General features: G+C 71.7%; 9 protein-coding genes. 4 read left to right on the top strand and 5 right to left on the bottom strand.

The annotated features are described in order from the left end of the window. Window positions 1-2: 2 nt before the first annotated feature. Entirely contained in the window at window positions 3-830 is an 828-nt protein-coding gene (locus tag ACQEVZ_RS43865; RefSeq protein ID WP_354905537.1) for a helix-turn-helix domain-containing protein, read from the bottom strand. A gap of 64 nt (window positions 831-894) precedes the next feature. Between ACQEVZ_RS43865 and ACQEVZ_RS43860 the strand changes: the two genes are divergently transcribed. From ACQEVZ_RS43860 to ACQEVZ_RS43845, 4 genes are all read left to right on the top strand, one after another. Continuing rightward, window positions 895-2,535: an FAD-dependent oxidoreductase gene (locus tag ACQEVZ_RS43860; protein ID WP_433379038.1), complete on the top strand. Its 1,641-nt coding sequence runs from the start codon at window positions 895-897 to the stop codon at window positions 2,533-2,535. Between the two features lie 68 nt (window positions 2,536-2,603). After that, complete coding sequence (locus ACQEVZ_RS43855) at window positions 2,604-3,587, top strand: LacI family DNA-binding transcriptional regulator (RefSeq protein WP_433379035.1); 984 nt, start codon at window positions 2,604-2,606, stop codon at window positions 3,585-3,587. A 94-nt stretch (window positions 3,588-3,681) separates the two neighbouring features. Then, a complete protein-coding gene (locus tag ACQEVZ_RS43850) occupies window positions 3,682-4,542 on the top strand; it encodes an SGNH/GDSL hydrolase family protein (protein WP_433379032.1) in 861 nt (286 codons plus the stop codon). 34 nt (window positions 4,543-4,576) lie between these two features. After that, window positions 4,577-5,017: a VOC family protein gene (locus tag ACQEVZ_RS43845; RefSeq protein ID WP_433379029.1), complete on the top strand. Its 441-nt coding sequence runs from the start codon at window positions 4,577-4,579 to the stop codon at window positions 5,015-5,017. Window positions 5,018-5,048: 31 nt separating this feature from the next. Here the strand turns inward: ACQEVZ_RS43845 and ACQEVZ_RS43840 are convergent, their stop codons facing one another. The 4 genes from ACQEVZ_RS43840 to ACQEVZ_RS43825 are packed head-to-tail and all read right to left on the bottom strand — an operon-like array spanning window position 5,049 to window position 7,888. Beyond that, complete coding sequence (locus ACQEVZ_RS43840; RefSeq protein WP_433379026.1) at window positions 5,049-5,450, bottom strand: PPOX class F420-dependent oxidoreductase; 402 nt, start codon at window positions 5,448-5,450, stop codon at window positions 5,049-5,051. A 52-nt stretch (window positions 5,451-5,502) separates the two neighbouring features. Continuing rightward, window positions 5,503-5,646 carry a hypothetical protein gene (locus tag ACQEVZ_RS43835; protein WP_433379023.1) on the bottom strand — a complete coding sequence of 48 codons (144 nt, stop codon included), beginning with the start codon at window positions 5,644-5,646 and terminating at the stop codon, window positions 5,503-5,505. Next, window positions 5,643-6,587: a carbohydrate ABC transporter permease gene (locus ACQEVZ_RS43830; RefSeq protein ID WP_433379020.1), complete on the bottom strand. Its 945-nt coding sequence runs from the start codon at window positions 6,585-6,587 to the stop codon at window positions 5,643-5,645. The genes ACQEVZ_RS43835 and ACQEVZ_RS43830 overlap by 4 nt, the downstream gene beginning before the upstream one ends. Further along, window positions 6,584-7,888, bottom strand: coding sequence for an ABC transporter substrate-binding protein (locus ACQEVZ_RS43825; protein WP_433379017.1), 1,305 nt, complete (start codon window positions 7,886-7,888; stop codon window positions 6,584-6,586). Before ACQEVZ_RS43825 ends, ACQEVZ_RS43830 begins: the two co-directional genes overlap by 4 nt. Between the last annotated feature and the right edge of the window lie 182 nt (window positions 7,889-8,070).

Below are 8,070 nucleotides of genomic sequence, written 5' to 3'. Positions count from 1 at the left end.
GATCAGATCCCGCGGGCGCCGGCCGGGTCTTGAACGAATCGCGCACGGCCTCGGAGGAAGGGCTCGTAGGACGCGGTGTGGTCGTGGCCGCAGCAACAGCGGTCGACCTCGCCGCCGAGCAGGTCGCGCGGGGTCAGGCCGGTCAGCCGCAGGCACTCCCGGCTCAGATGCGCCTGGTCCGCGTAGCCGAGGTCGGCCGCGAGGCCCGCGACGCCGGCCGCGCCCGACTGGGCCAGCGCCAGGAACCCCTGGAACCGCAGCGTGCGCTGCAGGACCTTCGGACTCAACCCGACCGCCCGCAGGCAGCGGCGGCGCAGCTGGCTCACCGACAGCGCCAGGTGGCCGGCGACGGCGTCGACGGTGACCGGCGACCACGGCATCAGCGCCCGCACGGCCTCCCGTACCAGCGGATCCACGCTCGCATCGCCGCGGAACTCACGCAGGAGGTGCCGCTGCAGCAGCGCGAGCGCCCGCTCGGGCGTCCGGGCGCCGGCCATCGCCTCCGCGAGCCGGTCGGCGGTCCCGCCCCACAGGTCCGCCAGGCCCGGGCGCTGGTCGAGCAGCTCGTCGAGGGCCACCGGCAGGGGCGGCGGGGTCCCGGGCAGGAACCGCACACCCACCACCGTGGTCCGCGCCGGGATCACCTCGACCTGCGGACCGGTCAGCGGGCCGAGCAGGTGCGGGCGCCCGCCGATCGGGAAGTGCAGCTCCACGCCGCCGGCCGGCAGGTGCCGCTGCGCGTACGCGACGTCGCCGGTGCGCTGGACCCACACCGTCCGGACGACGTGCGCCAACGCGGCCACCGGCGGGTGCTCGACGTACGACTCCATCACCCGCCATCCTCGCACTCCGGTATCTTGCTGCGACGTCCGCCCGCTACCAGGAGGCATGCACATGAGCTCGGTCCCAGTTCCCGACGCGCAGACGCGGTACTCGTCGCGGCGGGCCGGCGCGCCGGACGAGGCCCAGGCGTGGCCGGCGTTCGGGGCGGAGGACCGCGCGCTGCTGGAGGCGGCCGGGGAGGTGGTCCGCCCGTCGCGCGGCGAGGTGCTGTGGGAGGGCGGTGAGCCCTACGACCTGTACGTCGTGGAGACCGGCGGGCTGTGCCTGGTGGACCGCCGCGACGACCGGGTCGTGGTCGTCGTGGAGCCCGGCGACTTCGTCGGCGAGCTCGGCATGCTGATGGGGCAGCCGGCGTTCCTCGCCGGGGTGGCGATGCCCGGCACCACGCTGCTGCGGGTGCCCGTCGAGGAGCTGCGCCGGCTGATCGCGACCACCGTGGACCTGGGCGACCTGCTGATCTCCGCGTTCGACGCCCGGCGGCGCATGCTGAGCCGCTGGGGCGAGGGCGGCCTCGTCCTCGCCGGCGACGACGACCACCACCTGCGCCGGCTGCGGGAGTTCGCCGCGCGCAACCACGTCCCGTTCCGGGTCGTGCTGCGCTCCGACCCGTCCGCCTGGGACGAGGTCGCGGCGGCGTGCGCGCTGCCGGAGCAGGGTGCGGCGGTGGTGACCGGGGCGGGGCGGGTCCTGACCGACCCGAGCCCCCGCGACCTGGCCACGGCCGTCGGGCTCGACCTGTGCGGGCTGCCCGAGGGGGCGCGGTGCGACCTGCTGGTCGTCGGCGCCGGGCCGGCCGGTCTGGCCGCCGCCGTCTACGGCGCCTCCGAGGGCCTCGACGTCGTGGTCGTCGAGGACGTCGCCCCCGGCGGGCAGGCCGGCACCTCGTCGCGGATCGAGAACTACCTGGGCTTCCCACGCGGGATCGCCGGCGGCGAGCTGGCCCGCTCGGCGATGCTGCAGGCCGTCAAGTTCGGGGCGCGGCTCGTCTCGCCCCGATCCGTCACCGGCCTGACCCGTGACGCTGACGGGTTCCGGGTCAGGCTCGACGACGACACCGACGTGGCCGCCCGCGCCGTGGTCGTCGCCAGCGGTGTCCGGTACCGGCGGCTGACCGTCCCCGGCGTCGCCGACCTCGAGGGGCGGGGCGTCTCGTACGCGGCCACGGAGATCGACGCGCGCGCCTGCCTGGGCCGCGACGTCGTGGTCGTCGGGGGCGCCAACTCGGCCGGGCAGGCCGCCCTGTTCCTGGCCCGGCAAGCCGGTCACGTGCACGTCCTCATCCGCCGCGACGACCTGACCGAGACGATGTCGGACTACCTCGCGCAGCGGCTCCTGCACCACGAGCGGATCACCGTCCACCCGCGGTCGGAGCTGACCGGCGCGCGCGGCGGCGACCGGCTCACCCACCTCACGTGGCGGGACGGGGCGACCGGACGGGAGGTCGAGGTGGCGGCCGGCGGGCTGTTCCTGATGATCGGGGCGCAGCCGCGCTCCGCGTGGCTGCACGACGTGGGCGTCGAGCTGGACGAGAAGGGGTTCGTGGTGACCCGCGGCGCGTTCGAGACCTCGGTGCCGGGGCTGTTCGCCGTCGGCGACGTCCGGGCCGGGTCGGTCAAGCGGGTCGCCTCCGCCGTCGGTGAGGGCTCGGTGGTGGTCTCGGCGGTGCACGCGTACCTGGCGGCCACCGGCTGATCGTGGCTTGACATCGATCGCAGTGGACCAGAGACTGCGTGACAACGTTGACATTCGGAGGGGGACCGATGCCGGCGACGATCTACGACGTGGCCAGGGCGGTGGGGGTGTCCGCGTCGACCGTCAGCCGGGCGCTGTCCGTGCCGGACATGGTCAGCGCGGCGACCCGGGAGCGCGTCCGGCAGGCCGTCGCCGACCTCGGCTACCGGCCCAACCGGGCCGCCCGCGGGCTGATCACCGGCCGCACCGGCAACATCGGCCTGCTCGTCACGGACCTGACGAACCCGTTCTTCCCCGGCGTCGTCAAGGGCGTGCAGGCCGGTGCGAGCGCCGCCGACCTGTCGGTCCTGCTGATGGAGTCCGACGAGGACCCGGGCGCCGAGACCGGCCTGGTCCGGGCGCTGCGCGAGCAGGTCGACGGGATCGTGCTGTGCGCGCCGCGGATGAGCGAGGCGGACCTCCGATCGGTCGCCGCCGACACGCCCCTGGTGCTGCTCAACCGCCGGGCGCGCGGCGTGCCGTCGGTGACGATCGACAACCTCGAGAGCAGCCGGCTGGTGACCGCCCACCTGCGCGAGCTCGGGCACCGGCGGGTCGCGTACCTGGTCGGGCCCCGCACGTCATGGTCCAACCGGGAGCGGCTGCGGGGGCTGCGGATCGGCGCGTCGGCGGCCGGGTTGGACCTCGTCGAGCTGCGCTCGGCCGCGCCGACGTTCGGCGCCGGGGTCGACGCGGGGGAGCTGGTCCTGGCGTCGGGTGTGACGGCCGTGATCGCCTACAACGACCTGATCGCGCTCGGGCTGCTCAACCGGTTCCGGGCGCTGGGGGTCGCGGTGCCCGCCGACGTCAGCGTGGTCGGGTGCGACGACATCGCCTTCGCCGGGATGGTGAGCCCGTCGCTGACCACGCTCGCGCAGCCGAAGGAGTCGCTCGGCCGGGCCGGCGTCGACCTGCTCCTGCGGGTGCTCGACGGCACGGCGCCGGTCCGCGGCACGGTGACCTCCCGGCTGATCATCCGCCAGTCGACCGGACCGTGCCGGCCGGGCGCCTGAACACGTTCTCACAACCATCGCCAGCCATTGACCGATGTCGCTGTCGCTGGCAGAATTCGGTCCCCGCGCCATCCCTTCCGCCAGGGGGACCGCCATGAGACTGGCCCTGCTCGCCACCGCGCTGCTGACATCCGGGTTGGTGCTGAGCACCCCGGGCCCCGCCCACGCCGCCGCGCCCACCGGACGGTACGTGGCGCTCGGGGACTCGTACACCTCCGGACCGCTGATCCCGGACCAGGTCGACCTCAACTGCGTCCGCTCCAACCGCAACTACCCGTCGCTGGTCGCCCGCGCGATCGGCTCGGCCGCCCTCGTCGACGCCAGCTGCGGCGGCGCCACCACCGCCGACATCCTCAACCCCGGGAAGGGCACCCTCGGCCTGCCCGTCCCCGCCCAGATCTCCGCCGTCACCGCCGCGACGGCGCTGGTCACGATCGGCATCGGCGGCAACGACATCGGCTTCACCGGCATCGTGACGGCGTGCGCCCAGGACGGCGTCGGCGACCCCTTCGGCACGCCTTGCCGCGACCGGTACACCGCCGGCGGCACCGACCAGCTCCAGGCCCGGATCGCCGCCACGGCCCCGAAGGTCACGGCCGTCATCCAGGCCGTGCGCGCAGCCGCGCCCGCCGCCCGCATCGTCGTCGTCGGCTATCCGGCGATCGTGCCCGACCGCGGCTACGGCTGCTGGCCGGCGGTGCCGTTCGCGTTCGGTGACGTGCCGTACCTGCGCACGGTGGCGAAGTCGCTCAACGCGATGCTCGCCCAGACCGCCGCGTCGAACGGCGCCGAATACGCCGACACCTACACGCCGTCGGTCGGCCACGACGTCTGCCGCTCCAAGAGCGTCCGCTGGGTGGAGGGCGTCGTCCCGGAGAACGCCGCCGCCCCGTTCCACCCCAACGCCGCCGGCGAGCAGGCGATGGCCACCGCCGTCACGACCCGCCTCGCCTGAGCGTGCCCCCGTCGTTGCCCATATGCTCGGCAGCATGACGATCAAGCGCATGGACAACGTCGGCATCGTCGTCGACGACCTCGACGCCGCCGTCGCGTTCTTCGCCGAGCTCGGCATGGAGCTGGAGGGGAGGATGCCGATCGAAGGCAGCTGGGCGGGGAAGGTCGTCGGGCTCGACGGCATGCGGAGCGAGATCGCGATGATGCGGGTCCCGGGCGCCCCGGGCCGGCTCGAGCTGGCGACGTACCACAGCCCGAAGTCGATCACCCCCGAGCCGGCGGTCACCCCGTCGAACACGCTTGGCCTGCACCGCGTCATGTACGCCGTCGACGACATCGAGGACACCCTCGCCCGCCTCCGCCCGCACGGCGCGGAGCTCGTCGGCGAGGTGACCCGCTACGAGGACGCCTACCTGCTGTGCTACCTCCGCGGGCCGGGCGGCATCATCCTCGCGCTGGCCGAAGAGCTGAACTGAACTGTGCAGGGCTGGGCAGAGCTGAGCCGCATCAGCCCTGCAGGGTGATCCGCAGCATGACCCGGTCCCGCCGGCCGAGGGTGGCGAGCCGTTCGACGAGCATCACCAGGCGGTACTCGAGGCCGTACTTGCGCCGGACCAGGCCCGTCAGGCGGGCGGTCTCGCGCGGGTCGGTGACGATCTCGGCGGTGCCCTCGACCGGCGGGGTGCTGGCGTGGACCTTGCCGGTGCGGGTGCAGGGGACCAGCCGCACGCGGGGGTCGCGGCGCAGGCGCTTGACCTTGTAACTGGCGGCGAGGGTGGTCACGACGAGGGCGTCGCCGTCCGGGGTGATCCACACGGGCGTGGCGACCGGGGTGCCGTCCTTCCTGAACGTGGTGAGCGAGACGCAGCGCTGCGCGCCGAGCGACGCCGTCGTGGAGCCCTGGGTCATCCTCTCCGGGTACCCGGAGAGGACCGGGTGATGCGCGTCGCCGCGGCGGGGATCAGGTGGGGCTCAGCCGCCGGCCGTGGGCGATGACGGGGTGGACGCCGGCGAGGGTGAGGTCGTCGCGGAGCTCGGAGCGGACCCGGGCGTCGACGAGCATGAACGCCTGCGCGGCGACGCTACCGAGCCGGGAGGGCTTCATCGCGGGGACTCCTCACGGCGGAACGCCTGGTGGAGAAAGATCGTGATCGGGATCAGGGAGATGACGAGCAGGATGACGCCGAGCGTGGAGCCGAAGCCGATGCGTTGGGTCTCGCCGACGATGTTCTGGGTGACGGCGACGGACAGCAGTTCCAGACCCTTGAGCGGGTTGCCGCCGGAGGTGATGTACACGAGGTCGAAGGCGCGCAGCGACTCGATGACGGTGACGACCATGACGACGATGTTGATGGGGCGCATGGCGGGGAAGACGACCCGCCAGGAGGTCTGCCAGGCTGACGCGCCGTCGACGAGGGCGGCTTCGCGTAGGGCTGGGTCGACGGCTTTCAGCCCGGCGAGGTAGAGGATCATGACGTAGCCGGCCTGTCGCCAGCTGGCCTCGGCGAGGAGGGCCCAGAGGTTGAGGGACGGGTCGCCGAGCCAGTCGATGAGGTTGTCGTCGCCGGTACGGTGCAGCAGCGAGTTCACCAGGCCGAAGTTGGGCGAGTAGATGAGTTCCCAGATGATGCCGATGAGGGCGAGGGAGAGCATCACGGGCAGGAACAGGATGCTCTGGTAGATGCGGGAGCCGCGGATGCCGCGGTCGATGACGACGGCGAAGAGCATGCCCAGTGGGGTGGCGAAGCATGCGAAGACGAGCAGCCAGATGATGTTGTGCTGCACGGCGGGCCAGAAGTCGGGGTAGGTGGTGAACGCCTGCTCGTAGTTGCGGACGCCGTTGAGGCAGCCGGGCTGCGGGATGCCGGGCACGGACGGCAGTGAGTCGCAGGACTGCAGCCGCACGCCGCCGACGCCGGTCCACTTCGTGAACGACAGCCCGACCGAGGCGAGGGCCGGGCCCCAGATGAAGACGACGTCGATCAGCAGCGGGATGCCGAGCATCGCCGCGACGACGAAGCCGTCGCGGCGGGCGAACGCGTTCACTTGGTGAAGATCGTCTTGGCCTGGTCCTCGGCGCTCTTCTGGATCGACGCGATCGTCTCAGACGTCGGACTGTCCACAAAGGTCTGGATGAGCTTGATGACGGCGGTGGCCATGTCGGGCACGGTGTCACGGTCCATGAACTGGGACACGTTCTTGCACTTGGCGATCTCCGCGACGGACTTCTTCTGGATCTCGTTGTAGGTCGGCGCGACCAGACCGTTGGCGAGCCCGACGTCCCAGTGGTCGGTCTCCAGGAACTTGGTCTCGGCGGCGGCAGTGCCGATGTACTCCAGGACGGCCTTGGCCGCCGCCGTGTTCTTGCCCTTCTTCGGCAGGATGAAGCCGTCGGTCGGGGCGTCCATGTAGTACTGGCCGTGCTCGGGGTTGATCGCGGGGTAGGGGAAGAAGTCCAGGTCGGCGAGGTTTGCGGGGGAGTAGTTCGCGGCGACCTGGTTGGAGCCCTGGAACATCATGCCGGCCTGCTTGTTCTCCAGGGTCTTGGCCGCGTCCTGCCAGGTCCGGCCGTTGGCGCCGTTCTGCAGGTACGGCATCAGCTCCCGCCACTTGTCGAACACGGCGGTGACGCCCGGGTCGGTCCACGGCACCTCGTGCTTCATCAGCCGCATGTGGAAGTCGTAGCCGTTGACGCGCAGGTTGAGGATGTCGAACGTGCCCAGCGCCGGCCAGCCGTCCTTCTCCGCGAACGCGAGCGGGATCAGCCCGTCGGTCTTCATCTTCTTGCACAGGTTGATGAAGTCGTCCCAGGTTGCGGGCACCTGGTAGCCCTTCGCGGCGAAGACGCTCTTGTTGTAGAAGACGACCCACGGGTAGTTGTACAGCGGCACGAGGTAGTGCTTGCCGTCAATGCCCTTGGAGAGGCTGCGGGCGGCGTCGTTGAACGTGCCGCCGATCTTCTCCCACACGTCGTCGATCGGGGTGAGCAGGCCCTGCGCGGCGAAGAACTGCAGCCGGTAGCCGGCGAACCAGGTCGCCAGGGAGTCCGGCGTGCCCTGCAGGTAGCTGCTGATGTTGTTCTGGAACGTGTTGTGGTCGGTGGTGTTGACCGTGATCGGCACCTTCGTCGCGGCCGTCGCCGCGGACGTCAGCGCGGCGAACGCCTGCTTGGTGGCGTCGTCGGAGTAGTTGGACCCGAACGTGATCGGGTCCGTGGCGGAGCCGGTGGCGGCGGGCGCGTCCGCGTCGTCGCCGCAGGCGGACAGCAGCGCGGAGGCGCCGAAGAACGCGGGTGCCGCGGCGAGGCCCCGCAGGGCGGCACGGCGGGACAGCCGGAAGTCGGTCATGGGACTTCTCCAGGGGTGAGGGGGTGTTGGAACTTGAAACGGGCATTCAACAAGTTCCAACTCGGAGACTCAAAAGTCACCACAGCAAATCGACAACATGTCATCGTTGTCGAGCGGTCGGAGAAGATCGACTTCGACGAATTTTGCGTGGCAAAGCCGATCCTTGACACTGCCATGATCAA

It is taken from the genome of Dactylosporangium sp. CA-152071 (assembly GCF_050936335.1).
GTDB classification, from domain to species: Bacteria; Actinomycetota; Actinomycetes; order Mycobacteriales; family Micromonosporaceae; genus Dactylosporangium; species Dactylosporangium maewongense.
Note: the sequence above shows the minus strand (reverse complement) of the source record. Positions and strands in the feature narration are given on the sequence as shown.

What these genes read in the sequence shown, in the direction of transcription:
- ACQEVZ_RS43865 (WP_354905537.1), bottom strand. Translation starts at nt 830, where the DNA reads ATGGAGTCGTACGTCGAGCACCCGCCGGTGGCCGCGTTGGCGCACGTC.
- ACQEVZ_RS43840 (WP_433379026.1), bottom strand. Translation starts at nt 5,450, where the DNA reads ATGACCCAGGGCTCCACGACGGCGTCGCTCGGCGCGCAGCGCTGCGTC.
- ACQEVZ_RS43850 (WP_433379032.1), top strand. Translation starts at nt 3,682, where the DNA reads ATGAGACTGGCCCTGCTCGCCACCGCGCTGCTGACATCCGGGTTGGTG.
- ACQEVZ_RS43825 (WP_433379017.1), bottom strand. Translation starts at nt 7,888, where the DNA reads ATGACCGACTTCCGGCTGTCCCGCCGTGCCGCCCTGCGGGGCCTCGCC.
- ACQEVZ_RS43855 (WP_433379035.1), top strand. Translation starts at nt 2,604, where the DNA reads ATGCCGGCGACGATCTACGACGTGGCCAGGGCGGTGGGGGTGTCCGCG.
- ACQEVZ_RS43835 (WP_433379023.1), bottom strand. Translation starts at nt 5,646, where the DNA reads ATGAAGCCCTCCCGGCTCGGTAGCGTCGCCGCGCAGGCGTTCATGCTC.
- ACQEVZ_RS43845 (WP_433379029.1), top strand. Translation starts at nt 4,577, where the DNA reads ATGACGATCAAGCGCATGGACAACGTCGGCATCGTCGTCGACGACCTC.
- ACQEVZ_RS43860 (WP_433379038.1), top strand. Translation starts at nt 895, where the DNA reads ATGAGCTCGGTCCCAGTTCCCGACGCGCAGACGCGGTACTCGTCGCGG.